Origin of the sequence: Burkholderia sp. Se-20373 (genome assembly GCF_017104705.1) — a bacterium.
Lineage (GTDB): Bacteria > Pseudomonadota > Gammaproteobacteria > Burkholderiales > Burkholderiaceae > Burkholderia.
Window position 1 is genome coordinate 23984 of the sequence record NZ_JAAGPH010000007.1, and the last position, 12770, is coordinate 36753.

Here is a 12770-nt window from a genome sequence, read left to right on the forward strand (position 1 = left end):
TCAGCGTCCTGCTTCCATGCAACGGGAAAAGAAATCGACCAGACGGTCGCGCGCATCCACCATCGCGGAAGCCATCGTCACCGCGCCGTTCAGATACGATGCAAAGCGCGACGGATCGTCGAGCCAGCCTTGCACGATCCAGAGCTTGAGCGCGTGCTGCAGACACGCGGCATCGACCGCCCATGCAAGGCGCGCGGGATCGACCGGCCGGGTCCGCCGATAGGCCAGCACGAACGCTTCCGCCAGATGCGGCGCCTCCAGCGGTAGATGATTCAGGCAACGCACCAGCTCGTATTCGCGCGGCGCGCCGATCGACGCTTCCCAGTCGAGGATGAGCGGCGGCAGCGTGCCCGTGAACAGATAGTTGAACTGGTTGTAGTCGTTGTGGATCGGGTGCTGCGGATCGTCGGCGGGAAACGCGTCGATGCTGCCCGGATAGTAGCGGTCGAGCAGGCGCAGCGCGAGATCGACGTAGCGGCGCAGGTTGTCGGCGGCGTGGTTCGAGCGTGCGCGATCGAGTGCGTCGTGCAGGCGGCGGCGCACTGCGTCCGCGTCGATCGCGGTCAGGCGTGCGCGGATCGTGTCGAGCTGCGGCAAATGAAGCGGCTCGAGACTCAGATGCAATGCGGCCAGGCTCGCGCCGAGCGCATCCCATTCGGCCGGCGAAAACGTGTCGTAGGTTCTGAACTGCCCGGCTTCCCAGCGCGTCAGCATCGCGTGCGAGCGTTGCCCCGTCCACAGCGGCTCGCCGGATGTCGTGCGTTTCAGCGCCTGCACATGGAAACGCGCATCGCGATGCGTCTCGAAGTGCGCGAGCACGGCCGCTTCCTTGGCCGCACGCGCATGGTGTTCGAGCGCGTAGAGCTTGACCGCTACGCCGCCGTCATCGGTCGGCAGGTGCCATACGCGTTCGCCGACCTGGCGCGGCGGCCCGCTGCGGCCCAGCGCATAGGTATCGCGGATCTCGTCGAAAGTCGCGGCGAGCGAGTCCATTCAGATGTGCTCGGCCGGCCCGTATCGATACGGATGGCCGCTCAGGAACGTGTTGTGACCGACGTAGCGCACCTTGTACATCGCCGGGCGGAACAGCACCGAAGGATCGTTGTTCGCGATGCCGAGCAGCGGATACAGGTCCCGCCGCACGAAGAACGCGTTGTTGCCCATGTCGTCGCAGCAGACGAGTTCATAACCCTTCTGCCTGCCGAGCTGGACGAGCGATTCGAGGCTCGCGCCGTAATACGTCGAGCCGTCCCATTCGTGGTCCGGGTTGAAGCACATGACCCAGCGCTCGGGCGGCGTGTAGTACGGGTTGTATTCGATCACGACGATGCGCGGCTGGAACGCTTGCAGGCCGCGCCAGACCCAGTAGTCGTTGCCGTCGATATCGATCGACAGCAGGTCGAAGTCGGTTGGCGTGTTGGCATCGGCGAGCAACGTGTCGATCGTGTCGGGCTGGACGCGGTCGTGGTGCAAGCGAACGCGATCCGCTCCCGCGTAGTGGGCGGCCAGCTTGCCGAAGCGGTACGCACTCCCTTCCACCAGCACGCCGGACCAATCCCGTTCGCGCAGCAGCCGCGCGGTGTTGCTGTTGCGCAGGCCGTCGCTTGCGCCGATATCGACGCAGAAGCGGTGGGTCGGCGCGATCCGCTCCATCAGGCGCGACAGGATGCCTTCCTCGGTGCCCTGCGCATAGAGGCTTGGCGCAAGGCCGGACAGGTCGAGCGGGAAAGGATGGTCCTGCATCGAGGGAGCGGCTCCGGGTCGGAATGGAAGGTGGTATTCGGAGCGTAATTTACCCGAAGTCGATTGACGGGAGGAAACGGGAATGTGCGACACCCCGCGCTTCACCGGCACGGAAATGAAAAAGCCCGCATCGACAATACTGTCGATGCGGGCCCGATACGCTTCTGGCGGCTTCGCGCTGCTATGCGCCCCGGCTTCGTACTACTGCCTGGCAGCCACGCATGAGTGGAAGCGTCAGGACAATTACTCCTGCCCCTGACTCGTCAGGAACTCCTCGTAATTGCCGCCGAAGTCGAACAGCGTGCCATCCGTGCGCACTTCGATGATCCGGTTCGCCAGCCCGCTCACGAATTCGCGGTCGTGCGAAACGAAAATCAGCGTGCCTTCGAACTGCTCGAGCGCGATCTGCAGCGACTCGATCGACTCCATGTCCATGTGGTTGGTCGGCTCGTCCATCAGCAGCACGTTGTGGCGGCCGAGCATCAGCTTGCCCCAGATCATGCGGCCCTTCTCGCCGCCCGACAGCACCTTCACCGACTTCTTGATGTCGTCCGACGAGAACAGCAGGCGGCCCAGCGTGCCGCGCACCATCGTTTCGTCGTCGCCGTCCTTGCGGTACTGGTCGATCCAGTCCATCAGCGTGATGTCGTTCGGGAACTCCTCGTACGTGTCCTGCGGCATGTAGCCGACGTTCGCGTTCTCGGACCACTTCACCGTGCCGTGCTCGAGCGCGAGCGCGCCGAGCAGCGAACGCAGCAGCGTCGTCTTGCCCGCGCCGTTCTCGCCGATGATCGCGATCCGCTCGCCCGGCTGAACCGACAGGTTGAAGTTCTGGAAGATCGTGCGCTCGTACTTCTTCGTGATCTCTTCAGCGACCACCGCGACGTTGTGCAGCTTCTTCTCGAACTCGAAACGGATGAACGGGTTCTGGCGCGACGACGGCTTGAATTCCTCGATCTTGATCTTGTCGATCTGCTTCGCACGGCTCGTTGCCTGACGGGCCTTCGACTTGTTCGCCGAGAAGCGGCGCACGAAGTCCTGCAGTTCGGCGACACGCTCCTTCGCACGCGTGTTCGCCGCGGCCTGGCGCTCGCGCGCCTGTGCCGACGCGAGCATGTAGTCGTCGTAGTTGCCCGGCCAGACCTTCAGCGTGCCGAAGTCCATGTCGGCCATGTGCGTGCACACCGAGTTCAGGAAGTGACGATCGTGCGAGATGATGATCATCGTCGAGTTGTACTCGTTGAGCGTTTGCTCGAGCCAACGAATCGAGTTGATGTCGAGGTTGTTGGTCGGTTCGTCGAGCAGCAGCACGTCCGGCTTCGAGAACAGCGCCTGCGCGAGCAGCACGCGCAGCTTCCAGCCCGGCGCGACGTCGCTCATCGTGCCGTTGTGGAATTTCTCCTCGATGCCGATGCCGAGCAGCAGCGCGCCCGCGCGCGCCTCGGCGTCGTAGCCGCCGTATTCGGCGAACTTGCCTTCGAGCTCGGCGGCATGCATGTAGTCGTCGTCGGTGGCTTCCGGGTTCGCGTAGATCGCGTCACGCTCGGTCATGGCGGCCCACATTTCGGTGTGGCCCATCATCACGACGTCGAGCACGCGCACGTCTTCGTACGCGAACTGGTCCTGGCGCAGCTTGCCGAGACGCACGTTCGGCTCCAGCGCGACGTTGCCGGCGCTCGGCTCGAGGTCGCCGCCGAGGATCTTCATGAACGTCGACTTGCCACAGCCGTTCGCGCCGATCAGACCATAGCGGTTGCCCTCGCCGAATTTGACCGAGATATTCTCGAACAAGGGCTTCGGCCCGAATTGCATCGTGATGTTGGCAGTAGAAAGCACGGCAGGTCCCGTTAAAGGATAAATCGACGGAAAACCGTGTATTTTAGCAGGTGTCGGAGAAACTGCCGACCACGCCGTTCCGGCAGCGCATTTCCGGCCCTCCCCGTCCTGCCGCCCGACGGCCCGCCAACACGACGGCACGCGCCCCACCGCCGTCTCACCGGAATCCCGCATGCTTGCCAGCCAGCTTCGCGAACAACTCGTCGGCGCATGGCGCCTCGTATCCTACGAAGTCCGCCCGCGCGACGGCAGCGCGGTCACGTATCCGCTCGGCCGCGACGCGCGCGGCTGGATCCTGTACACGCCGGACGGCTACATGTCCGCCCAGTTGATGGCCGCCGGCCGACCGCCCTACGCGGACGGCGACCTGCAGGGCGGCACCGCCGACGAGCGCGCGGCGGCCGCCGGCGGCTACATCGCGTATTCCGGCCCCTTTCAGGTCGCCGACGACGGCACGCTGACCCACGAAATGGACGTCAGCCTGTTCCCGAACTGGATCGGCAACGTCCAGCAGCGCGCCGTCAGGCTCGACGGCGATCGCCTGCAGCTCGGCACGGCCGCCCCGGTACGGATCGACGGCCGGGAAGTCGATGCCGTGCTGCTCTGGGTGCGCGCGGGCCGCTGACGCGCACGCGCGTCACTTGCCGGCCTTCGCCGCTGCCCGCTGTGCCGCCTTCGCGTTCATCTGACCGAACAGCTCCGAACACGGCACGTCGCGGTTGTTGCTCGGCGCGATCAGCGGAATCAGGGCCGCAAACGGATTGATCAGTCCGAGGCCGACCATCGCGCCGGCGCGCAGCGCGAGTGCGCCCGCATCGACGCCGACGTTCGGGTTCTTGAACGTGCCCTTCGCGTACAGCGGCGAGCGCAGCGAGAAGATCCGGAAACCCTTCGTGTGCGGATGGATCTTCAGGTTCAGCGTTTCGTCGCGCAGGCTGATCGGGCCGTCGACGTTGATCAGCGCGTCGTCCGTATCGAGCGCGAACACCTTCGGGTCGAGAATGCCGTTGGTCGCGACGAAGTCGATCGCCGCGCAGTTGATCTTCACGTCGTTGTTGCCGAACAGCTTCTCGTAGACGACGTTCGCGACGTTCAGCCCCGCCGCTTCCATCAGCAGGCGGCTGATGCGACCGTCCGTCACGAGCGCCTTCACCTCGCCGGTCGACGTGGCGGCCAGCGCGGCCGGCGAATTGCCGGTCGCCGACAGCGACGCATCGCCGTTGATCTCGCCGAGCGCCGACTGCATGACCTTCTGCGCCGGGAACAACTGCTTGAGCTTCAGGTGCCGCGCGGCCACCGTGAAGCGGCCCTTCAGCGGCGCACCGCTGCCGTCGAGATGCGCGGTCGTGGCGAGCGTGCCGCCCGCGACGCCGAACTGCAGCGGCTCGAGCGACAGCACGCCATCCGTCATCACGATGTGCGTGTACAGGTTGGTGATCGGCAGGTCCGAACTCTTGACCAGCTTGCGCCCCGTGAACTTGACGTCCGCGTCGAGCGCACGCCAGCGGTCGGTGCGGAACGTCTCGACCGGCAGCACGCGGCCCGCCGGCTGTTTCGTCGTGTCGCCGCGCTTGGCCTTGCTCGCGGCCGTATCCGCGCCGATCACCGGCGCGAGATCGGAGAACTGCAGCAGGTTGGACACGAGTTCGCCCGACAGCTTCGGCCGCGGCTCGCGCTGCTCGTAGACGAGCGTGCCGCCGAGATCGCTGCCGCCGACGCGACCATTGAAATTCTCGTAACGGAAGGTGCTGGCCCTGCGCTTGAAGTTGCCGATCAGCCGACCTTCGGTCGCGTAAGGCGGCGTATCGGGCAGCGTGATGCCGCTGAGCTGATAGAGATGCGACATCGACGTGCCCTGCAGCCACAGCCGCAGGTCGATGGCCGCGAGATGCATCGGGTCGGTCAGCGTGCCGACGATCGCGAGCCGCGTGTCGCCGGCCTTCACGTCGGCCTGCAACGGGAACGGCCGCGACGCGTCCTGGATCGCGAGCACGCCGCCCAGCTTGCCGGTGCCGCTGATCGGCACGTTCTTGTAGCGGCCGTCGACCTTCAGCCCGAACGCATAGGTCGGGCCGGACGGCTTCGCGGGCGCCGCGACGCTGCTTGCACCGCTTGCACCAGACGCGGCAGCAACCACCGATGCAGAAGAGGTGCCCGAAGAAGACGATGCCGACACCACGGCAGACCCGGTCGAAGCACCGGTGGCCGAGGCCGAACTCGCAGCCTGCGCGGCGGACGCACTCGACGCGGCCTCCGCGTTGGCCTTCGCGCTCAGTTGCGCGGCGCCATGCTTGCCGACCCGCTGCGCCGATGCCGCGCGCGACGTCTGCTCCTGCTCCTTCAGCACGTCGCCGAGCGGAATCGGCTGCCCGAGCGTATCGATCGCGACGGTCAGGTCGGCCTTCGTGATCGCGTCGCGGTACGTGACGGTGCCCTTCGCGAAGCCGAAGCTGTCGAGCCGCACCTTCCACGGCGACGGCTGCGACGATTGCTTGAACTGGAAGGTCCACGTGTTGCGGCCGTCGGCGAGCCGCTCGAGGTCGACGGCCGGATTCACGACGTCGATCGACGGGATCACGATTTCATGCGCGAGCAGCGGCAGGATCGCGAGATCGAAGTGCGCGGCATCGAGCGTGACGAACTTGGGCATCTTCGCCCAGTCGGGGTTGCCGATCTCGAGCTGCGTGGCCGTGAAGCTCGGCCAGGGCACCCAGGCGCGCCAGCCGGTTTCGCCGTCGGGGCGGCGCCAGCCGACCTTCAGGTCGCCGTTGATCGCGAACGGGCGGCCGAGTGCGGCCGTGACCTGCTCGTTGACCCACGGCTTCGCGCGGTTCCAGTCGAAGATAAAGAGAAAGACGCCGGCCGCCGCGATGAGCACCGCGACGATACCGACGATCCATGCAGCCGATTTGCCGATGGCTCGGGCTAGCGTCATGGCGGTTCCGTTGTTGTTCTGAAATGTTGCCGCACCATGCCGGGCCGCTTGCGTGGACGAACGGCGCACGACACCCGCGGCTTTTCAATCGGTATTATGACGCACGCCATGGTGACGTTTCGGCGCCATTAACGCTTTTTTTCATTTGTGACATGACAGCCCCCACCGGCCTCATCGATGCAGCGCGCATCACGCGGCGCGATGCCAGCAGCGGCAAGACCCTGCTCGCGCCGACCGATTTCAGCCTCGCGGCGGGATCGCGAATTGCTATCACCGGGCCGTCCGGGTCGGGCAAGAGCGTGCTGCTGCGCGCGCTCGCGCTGCTCGACCCGCTCGACGGCGGCCACATCCTGTGGCGCGGCAAACGGATCCGGCGCAATGCGATCCCGCGTTACCGCCGCAGCATCGCCTATGTGCGCCAGCGCCCCGCGCAGATGGACGGCACCGTCGAATCGCAGTTGCGCTATCCGTATTCGCTCGCGATCTATCGCGACGTGGCGTTCGATCGCGCACGCGCCGAAGCGCTCGCCGCGCAGGCCGGTCGCGGCCCCGACTTTCTCGACAAACGCGCGAGCGACCTGTCCGGCGGCGAAGCGCAGATCACCGCGCTGCTGCGCGTGCTGCAGCTCGATCCCGACGTGCTGCTGCTCGACGAGCCGACGTCCGCGCTCGACCCCGAATCGGCGCGCGCGATCGAGGCGCTCGTCGGCGCGTGGTTTGACGCGGCACCCGACGACCGTGCATACATGTGGATCTCGCACGATCCGGCCCAGGCCGCGCGAATCGGCACGGTGCGGCTCGTGATGCAGGCCGGCGTGATGCACGTGGCCAACCCGACGGAGGCCGCGCAATGAGCCCCGCCCTGCAGGACCTGAGCCTCGTCGACGTCGGCATCGCCGCCGCGCTCGTCGCGGTCAACGGCGCGATCTCGATGGCCCTGTCGCTCGGCCTCGGCCGCAAGCTCGCGCTCGCGGCCGTGCGCACCGTCGTGCAGTTGCTCGCGATCGGCTACGTGCTCGGCTGGGTGTTCGGTCATCCTCACTGGTACATCGTGCTGCCGCTCACCGCGCTGATGACGCTGATCGCCGGGTTCGCCGGCGCGGGGCGCGGCAAGCGCACGTATCGCGGCCAGCGCATCGACAGCATCGCGTCGATCTGGTTCAGCAGCTGGTTCGTCGCGGCGGTCGGCCTGTTCGTCGTGATCCGCATCCATCCGTGGTACGCGCCGCAATACGCGATTCCGATCCTCGGGATGATTCTCGGCAACACGCTCACGGGTGTGTCGCTCGGTGTCGAGCGGATGATGGAAGAACTCACGGCGCGCCGCGACCGTGTCGAAACCGCGCTGGCGCTCGGCGCGACGCGCTGGGAAGCCGCGCAGGACGCCGCGCGCCAGGCCGTGCGCGCCGGCATGCTGCCGACGCTGAACCAGATGGCCGTCGTCGGCGTCGTGAGCCTGCCGGGGATGATGACGGGCCAGGTGCTGGCCGGCCAGTCGCCGCTGCAGGCCGTGCGCTACCAGATCGTGATCATGTTCCTGATCGCCGCGGCCTCCGCGCTCGGCACGGTCGGTGCGGTGCTGATGACCTATCGCCGGCTGTTCTCGGCGGACCACCGCTTTCTCGCGGCGCGACTCGAAGAACGCGCGCACTGACACGCGGCACCATCGCGCGATGCGTTCGCGCGGTTGGCCATTCAGCGCGCGCTGCGGCGCTTGCCGAGCGCCTGCCGCAACGCGGCTGCGATGTCCGCGTCTGGCGCGAGCCCGTCGACCGACGCGACGAGCCTTACCGCGCGCGGTGTCGTCACATACGCCTGCGCGCCGACATAGCCGCCGCTGCCGGCCGAGCGCGTCGTCACGACGAGCACCTGAGGCGCACGTGCACCGAGGTCGGCCGCGAATGCATCGGTGACCGTACCATCGCGCACATGCAGCGTGCCCGTCACGTAATCGTCGGTATCGAAGCCGGGGGCTGCATGCGCGGTCGAATACACGCGCACCGCATAGCTGCCGGTCGAGCACGGTTCGAGCGCGCCGCTCGATACGACCGCCACCTGCTGCCGCGACGGCAGCCCGACTTTCTTCACGAAACCGCAATCGTCGGCCGCGTGCGCGTGTGCGGCGACGAATGCAATGGCGTACAGCAACGCGCGCATTCGGTATTTCATCGGGATGTCGTGACAGGAAGGTGATGATGCGGGCGAGCATGGCGTGACATGCTCATGACGTCATGCGGGTCGCTACGCGACCCTGTCGCACGGCGAACGGCTGCCATGCCGTTGAAGCAGGTCGCGAGAAAGCACTGTGACGGCGACACGAAACGGTCACGTGTCGCCGCGTGGTACCGCAAGTCGAAGCCGTTGCGCGCGCACCTGGTCCGACGCGCGGCCCGCGCGCACCGCTCAACGCTTGATCGACACCGTCACCTTCGAGCCATCGCTCATCGTGACGGACTTCGACCCGCCGTTGGTCGGGATCGACACCCACTTCACCTGACTCACCGACACGACGTCCGGACACTGCAGCGACTTGCCGCCGGCCGTCACGTTGCGCGTGCCTTTCGGCGCGGCCGCCTGGAAGCTCAGCTGCACGTTGGCGATCCCCTTCGCGTCGATCGACGGCGCGAGCCGCACCTGGGTCTGGCGCACCATCGCGCCGTTCTCGTCGCGCGGCAGGCTGTCGGCGTTCGGGCAACCGTCCGGCATCGCGACCGCCCCGCTCGGCGGCACCGACTTCCAGTTGAAGTCGTCCGTCTCGCCCGAGCGGATCTTGCGGGTCTCCTGCGTATTGCCGAAGCTCTTCGATTCGACCTTGACGGTGTATTCGAGCTGTCCCGTACCGCCGCCCTTCAGGCTGCCCTTGACCGGCGGCGCCGCGAATACGCTCGCGCTGACGCACGCCGCCACGAACACGACCGACCACGTTGCGGCGACTGACAAGCTGCGTTGGCTCATGCTGACCTCCTTGGTATGCGGCGGCACGCGCGTGCCGCGCGGTTTTCGATGCATGATGCGCTGCCAGTCTACCGCCAAGCGGGATGCAATGCGCCGCAAACGCATCGGGTGTTACCCCGCTTGCGTTCGCGGCGCCGCAACCTTACGCGCGATGCCGGCTCAGAAGCCGCTCAGCACGAGCTTGCCGATCGAACGCCCGGCCTCGAGCAGCTGGTGCGCGCGCCGCACGTTCGCCGCGTTGATCGTGCCGAGCTGTTCGCCGACCGTGGTACGCAGCGTGCCGCCGTCGACCAGCCGCGCGACTTCGCCGAGGATCCGGTGCTGCTCGATCATGTCCGGCGTCTCGAACATCGCGCGCGTGAACATGAATTCCCAGTGAAACGCCGCACTCTTCGCCTTCAGCAGTTCGACCGGCACCGGCTTGTCGTTCTCGACGATCGTGCAAATGCCGCCCTGCGGCCGGATGACCTCCGCAGCGGCAGGAAAGTGACGATCCGTGTCGTTGAAAATCAGCACGTAGTCGACGTTCGGGTGCCCGGCCTCGCGCAGTTGCGCAGGCAGGTCGCCAAAATGGTCGACCACCGTGTCCGCGCCCAGCGTGCGCACCCATTCGGCCGACGCCGGCCGCGATGCGGTCGCGATCACGTGCAGCTTGCCGAGCGTCTTCGCGAGCTGGATCGCGATCGAACCCACGCCACCCGCGCCGCCGATGATCAGCACCGACTTGCCGGCGTCCGCGCCCTGCGGCGACACACGCAGCCGGTCGAACAGCGCTTCCCACGCGGTCAGCGCGGTCAGCGGCAGCGCGGCGGCGGCAGCGAAATCGAGCGTGCGCGGCTTCAGCGCGGCGATCCGCTCGTCGACCGTATGGAATTCGCTGTTCGCGCCCGGCCGCGTGATGCTGCCCGCGTAGAACACTTCGTCGCCGGGCCGGAACAGCGTGACGTCGGCGCCGACCGCGACCACCGTGCCGGCCGCATCCCAGCCGAGCACGCGCGGCGTGTCCTCGACCTGCGGCTTCGGCGCGCGCACCTTGAAGTCCACCGGGTTCACGGAAATCGCCTCGACCTTCACGAGCAGGTCGCGCGGGCCCGGCACGGGCTGCGGCAGCTCCACGTCGAGCAGCGCTTGCGGGTCGTCGATCGGCAGATAACGGGTCAGTCCAACGGCTTTCATCACGACACTCCTTCAAGGAAACCTGTGGGCCGCGGCGCAGCCCCATGAACGTCATCGTAGGCAACCCGATCATTCGAGAAAAGCGCTATATTTCCTGAAACATTTTCAGGAATTTCAGAATAATGGCCTCCGATCCGATTCCGGCTCCCGACAAGCCGCTCGACCTGCTCGACGTCGCGCTGTTCGTGCGCGCGGCGCTGCTCGCGAACGTCACGGCGGCCGGCCGTGAATTCGGTGTCTCGGCCGCGGTCGCGAGCGCGCGCATCGCGCAGCTCGAGCGCCAGCTCGGCGCGCGGCTGCTGCACCGCACCACGCGCCGCATCAGCCTGACCCAGGACGGCGAAGTCTTCATGGCGCACGCCGACACGCTGCTGTCGGCCGCCGATGCCGCGCGCGCATCGGTCGGCCACGGCCGCTCCGAGCCGTACGGGCGGCTGAAGGTGTCGATGTCGTCGTCGTTCGGCCGCCAGCATGTCGCGCCGGTGATTCCCGCGTTCCTGCGCCGCTATCCGTCCGTGTCGCTCGACCTGCGGCTGTCGGACGAGATCGTCGATCTCGTCGACGACGGCTACGACGTCGCGATCCGCCTCGGCGCGCTGAAGGATTCGACGCTCGTCGCGCGCAAGCTCGCCACGAACCGCCGCGTGCTGTGCTGCTCGCCCGCGTATCTCGCCGAACATGGCACGCCGCGCCATCCGGCCGACCTCGCGCAGCACGAATGCGTGATCCTCGGCGACCAGCGCGACTGGTCGTTCGCCACGCCGCAGGGCCCGCTCAACGTGCGGGTGGGCGGCCGGCTCGTCGCGAGCAACGGCGAGGCGATCCGCGAAGCGCTCGTCGACGGCTTCGGGATCGCGATCAAGTCGACCTGGGACGTCGGCCCGCTGCTCGCGAGCGGCGCGCTCGTCACCGTGCTCGACGACTATCCGTTCGCGGAAGACATCGCGATCTGGGCCGTCTACCCGAGCCGCGCGCACGTTCCGCTGAAGACGCTCGCCTTCATCACGTTCCTGGCCGAGCATTTCGGCGATCCGCCGTACTGGGATCGCGCGGACGGGCCATGACCGCCTCCCGCGCACGGTTTCGATCCTCACCCGACCGCCGCGTGCGGCCAACCGGCTACAATGGCGCGTTCGCCACGCAAGGGCCCGACGCCGGACGGGGCCCGCATCGGCAGGCGGCTGCCCGTTGGCCGCAGACGCATTTCATTCGCTTCCCAACCATCCCGTCATGACCCACAACCTCGTCATCCAGAGTCTTGCGCCGCTGTCGGACACCCATCACAAACCGCTGCTCGCGCTGTCGCGCGGCACCCGCATCGTGCAGACCGACGATCATGCGCTGCGGATCGACCACGCGAACCCGGCGCAGCGCCTCGACATCGATGCCTACTGCGGCACGCACGCGCTCGACTTCGCGTTCGTCGAGGCCGGCCTCTCGCTCGGCGATTTCGGGCTCGCCGTGATGGACATGGATTCGACGCTGATCACGATCGAGTGCATCGACGAGATCGCCGATTTCTGCGGGCTGAAAACCCAGGTCGCCGAGATCACCGAAGCGTCGATGCGCGGCGAGATCCGCGACTTCAATGAGAGCCTCACGCGCCGCGTCGCGCTGCTGGCCGGGCTCGACGCGCACGCGCTCGAACGCGTATACGAGGAACGGCTGCAACTGTCGCCGGGCGCCGAGAAGATGCTCGCCGGCGTGAAGGCCGCCGGCATGAAGACGCTGCTCGTGTCGGGCGGCTTCACGTTCTTCACCGAACGGCTGAAGGCGCGCCTCGGCCTCGACTACGCGCATGCGAACACGCTCGAGATCGTCGACGGCAAGCTGACCGGCAAGGTGCTCGGCGAGATCGTCAACGCCGACGTGAAGGCGCGCCTGCTGCGCGAGACGTGCGCGTCGCTCGGCCTCGAGCCGCGCCGGGCGATCGCCATGGGCGACGGGTCGAACGACCTGAAGATGATGGCCGAAGCCGGGCTGTCGGTCGCGTACCACGCGAAGCCCGTCGTGCGCGATGCGGCGACGGTCGCGTTCGATCATGTCGGCCTCGACGGGCTGCTGCGGCTGTTCTGATCCCGCGGCATCCGAAATGAAAAACGCCGGCGCGATGCAACATCGCGCC

General features: G+C 67.1%; 12 protein-coding genes. 5 read left to right on the forward strand and 7 right to left on the reverse strand.

The genetic code is table 11. The features are described from left to right. The 3 genes from G3N96_RS03890 to G3N96_RS03900 form a co-directional block, all read right to left on the reverse strand. Complete coding sequence (locus G3N96_RS03890) at positions 1–993, reverse strand: phosphotransferase (protein ID WP_206136279.1); 993 nt, start codon at positions 991–993, stop codon at positions 1–3. Further along, positions 994–1743, reverse strand: a complete 750-nt coding sequence (locus G3N96_RS03895) for an FkbM family methyltransferase (protein ID WP_206136280.1) — start codon at positions 1741–1743, stop codon at positions 994–996. A 243-nt stretch (positions 1744–1986) separates the two neighbouring features. After that, a complete protein-coding gene (locus tag G3N96_RS03900) occupies positions 1987–3579 on the reverse strand; it encodes an ABC-F family ATPase (protein WP_124583360.1) in 1593 nt (530 codons plus the stop codon). A 172-nt stretch (positions 3580–3751) separates the two neighbouring features. Here G3N96_RS03900 and G3N96_RS03905 point away from each other — a divergent pair, with 172 nt between their 5' ends. Beyond that, positions 3752–4204: a lipocalin-like domain-containing protein gene (locus G3N96_RS03905; protein WP_089494962.1), complete on the forward strand. Its 453-nt coding sequence runs from the start codon at positions 3752–3754 to the stop codon at positions 4202–4204. Between the two features lie 12 nt (positions 4205–4216). Here the strand turns inward: G3N96_RS03905 and G3N96_RS03910 are convergent, their stop codons facing one another. Then, a complete protein-coding gene (locus tag G3N96_RS03910; protein WP_206136281.1) occupies positions 4217–6514 on the reverse strand; it encodes an AsmA family protein in 2298 nt (765 codons plus the stop codon). A gap of 152 nt (positions 6515–6666) precedes the next feature. Between G3N96_RS03910 and G3N96_RS03915 the strand changes: the two genes are divergently transcribed. Next, complete coding sequence (locus G3N96_RS03915; RefSeq protein WP_206136282.1) at positions 6667–7368, forward strand: ATP-binding cassette domain-containing protein; 702 nt, start codon at positions 6667–6669, stop codon at positions 7366–7368. Next, on the forward strand, positions 7365–8168 hold the full coding sequence (gene fetB, locus G3N96_RS03920; protein ID WP_039357836.1) for an iron export ABC transporter permease subunit FetB: 804 nt from the start codon (positions 7365–7367) through the stop codon (positions 8166–8168). Before G3N96_RS03915 ends, fetB begins: the two co-directional genes overlap by 4 nt. Positions 8169–8209: 41 nt before the next feature. Here the strand turns inward: fetB and G3N96_RS03925 are convergent, their stop codons facing one another. The 3 genes from G3N96_RS03925 to G3N96_RS03935 form a co-directional block, all read right to left on the reverse strand. Next, a complete protein-coding gene (locus tag G3N96_RS03925; RefSeq protein WP_124583354.1) occupies positions 8210–8683 on the reverse strand; it encodes a PliI family lysozyme inhibitor of I-type lysozyme in 474 nt (157 codons plus the stop codon). Positions 8684–8917: 234 nt separating this feature from the next. Further along, positions 8918–9469: a DUF6013 family protein gene (locus G3N96_RS03930; RefSeq protein ID WP_206136283.1), complete on the reverse strand. Its 552-nt coding sequence runs from the start codon at positions 9467–9469 to the stop codon at positions 8918–8920. A 159-nt stretch (positions 9470–9628) separates the two neighbouring features. Then, positions 9629–10645, reverse strand: a complete 1017-nt coding sequence (locus G3N96_RS03935; protein ID WP_206136284.1) for a zinc-binding alcohol dehydrogenase family protein — start codon at positions 10643–10645, stop codon at positions 9629–9631. Positions 10646–10767: 122 nt separating this feature from the next. On the opposite strand from G3N96_RS03935, the gene G3N96_RS03940 reads away from it, so the two are divergent. Next, on the forward strand, positions 10768–11709 hold the full coding sequence (locus tag G3N96_RS03940; protein ID WP_206136285.1) for a LysR family transcriptional regulator: 942 nt from the start codon (positions 10768–10770) through the stop codon (positions 11707–11709). Between the two features lie 166 nt (positions 11710–11875). Next, entirely contained in the window at positions 11876–12721 is an 846-nt protein-coding gene (gene serB, locus G3N96_RS03945) for a phosphoserine phosphatase SerB (RefSeq protein ID WP_124583346.1), read from the forward strand. The last annotated feature ends 49 nt before the right edge of the window (positions 12722–12770 follow it).

Coding starts and splice junctions, on each gene's coding strand:
- G3N96_RS03890 (WP_206136279.1), bottom strand. CDS start 993: ATGGACTCGCTCGCCGCGACTTTCGACGAGATCCGCGATACCTATGCG.
- G3N96_RS03895 (WP_206136280.1), bottom strand. CDS start 1,743: ATGCAGGACCATCCTTTCCCGCTCGACCTGTCCGGCCTTGCGCCAAGC.
- G3N96_RS03905 (WP_089494962.1), top strand. CDS start 3,752: ATGCTTGCCAGCCAGCTTCGCGAACAACTCGTCGGCGCATGGCGCCTC.
- G3N96_RS03910 (WP_206136281.1), bottom strand. CDS start 6,514: ATGACGCTAGCCCGAGCCATCGGCAAATCGGCTGCATGGATCGTCGGT.
- G3N96_RS03915 (WP_206136282.1), top strand. CDS start 6,667: ATGACAGCCCCCACCGGCCTCATCGATGCAGCGCGCATCACGCGGCGC.
- fetB (WP_039357836.1), top strand. CDS start 7,365: ATGAGCCCCGCCCTGCAGGACCTGAGCCTCGTCGACGTCGGCATCGCC.
- G3N96_RS03925 (WP_124583354.1), bottom strand. CDS start 8,683: ATGAAATACCGAATGCGCGCGTTGCTGTACGCCATTGCATTCGTCGCC.
- G3N96_RS03930 (WP_206136283.1), bottom strand. CDS start 9,469: ATGAGCCAACGCAGCTTGTCAGTCGCCGCAACGTGGTCGGTCGTGTTC.
- G3N96_RS03935 (WP_206136284.1), bottom strand. CDS start 10,645: ATGAAAGCCGTTGGACTGACCCGTTATCTGCCGATCGACGACCCGCAA.
- G3N96_RS03940 (WP_206136285.1), top strand. CDS start 10,768: ATGGCCTCCGATCCGATTCCGGCTCCCGACAAGCCGCTCGACCTGCTC.
- serB (WP_124583346.1), top strand. CDS start 11,876: ATGACCCACAACCTCGTCATCCAGAGTCTTGCGCCGCTGTCGGACACC.